Below are 1,375 nucleotides of genomic sequence, written 5' to 3'. Positions count from 1 at the left end.
GGTGTAGTCCTGAAATCACTTTACAGTAAAAAGTAAAGTTATGTCTTATCAATGGAACTCAAAATACAGTATTGAAACAGCAATTGAAGTTGCAAGAAAAATTGATAGTGGTGAATTATCATACCGCAAAGCACAACAAATATATGGAATTCAAGCCCAAGGAACAGTTTGGAAATGGGTAAAGAATTATAGGAGCGGTAAATTAACTTTACCTCCTATGTTACAGGAATATACAGGAGAAGATACCGCAGAGGTACTAGCTTACAAACTAAGGATTTCGGAGGAAAGCTTAAAGTTAGCGAACCTTCATGTAGAAACCCTTAAAACGGTAATTGATCAGGCAGAGAAAGAACTTAAAATTGATCTGCGAAAAAAGTATTTTACCCAACGGTCCAAGAAATGAAAATGAGATACCCCAATACAGGATTAGAGGTGTTTTGTCGATTAGTTGGGAAAAGTAGACAGGCGTATTATCTGCATCAGCATGCTTACACCAAACGTGAACGGGAGCAACGCCTGGTAATCGAAATGGTATTATTTATCAGAGAAGAACTGCCTATGTTGGGAGCCAAGAAGCTCTTATATCTGCTATCTCCAAGCTTCGAAGCTTCCAATATTAAAATTGGTCGTGACAAGTTCCTGAACCTTCTGAGGGATCATGGATTGTTGATACGCAGACGTAAGCGAAGTATCCTAACCACCAAATCAAACAACGAAGTAATACCTTTTGTAAATCTTGCAAAGGATCTCAACATTTCAGGCATCAATCAATTGTGGGTTAGCGACATTACCTACATTCCAGTCGGTTCATCATTCAGCTTTTTGAGTTTGATAACAGACGCTTATTCCCGTAAAATAGTAGGTTTTTGTTTACATCCCACCTTACACACAGACGGTTGTATAATAGCTTTAAAAATGGCTTTAAGCACTAGTTCGACGAATATAGATGGGTTGATCCATCATTCCGATAGAGGTATTCAATATTGCAGTAATCTGTACACGAACCTTTTGAAATACAATAAAATAAAAATAAGTATGAGCGATAGAGCATCACCGCAACAGAACGCAATTGCAGAAAGAGTTAATGGAATTTTAAAACAGGAGTTTGGGATGTCAAAAACATACAATTCCCATCAAAGTGCCTTAGAAAGTGCTCAAAATGCAGTCAAAAAGTACAATGAAATCCGACCGCACGCGAGTTGTGATTATCTCACCCCAGCAGAAGCACATTTAACGACTTCGAAATTCAAAAAAAGATGGAAAGATTACACAAAGAAAAAATTTGGTGTAAAGCAATTTCAGGGTTAATTTTGAAATGTCAAGTTATTTCAGGTTTAAGTAGTCAAATTTGTAAAGCTATTTCAGGACAAGACCC

General features: G+C 37.1%; 2 protein-coding genes. Both read left to right on the top strand.

What is annotated here, in order from left to right:
• Nucleotides 1–40 precede the first annotated feature (40 nt).
• The gene (locus FO442_RS18635; RefSeq protein ID WP_144334728.1) at nt 41–403 is read left to right on the top strand and encodes a transposase; all 363 of its coding nucleotides are present in this window, start codon (nt 41–43) and stop codon (nt 401–403) included.
• A 2-nt stretch (nt 404–405) separates the two neighbouring features.
• Nucleotides 406–1,308, top strand: a complete 903-nt coding sequence (locus FO442_RS18630; protein ID WP_144334727.1) for an IS3 family transposase — start codon at nt 406–408, stop codon at nt 1,306–1,308.
• The last annotated feature ends 67 nt before the right edge of the window (nt 1,309–1,375 follow it).

The organism is Fluviicola chungangensis, assembly GCF_007558725.1.
Classification (GTDB): Bacteria; Bacteroidota; Bacteroidia; order Flavobacteriales_D; family Crocinitomicaceae; genus Fluviicola; species Fluviicola chungangensis.
This window is presented reverse-complemented; position numbering and strand designations above follow the sequence as displayed.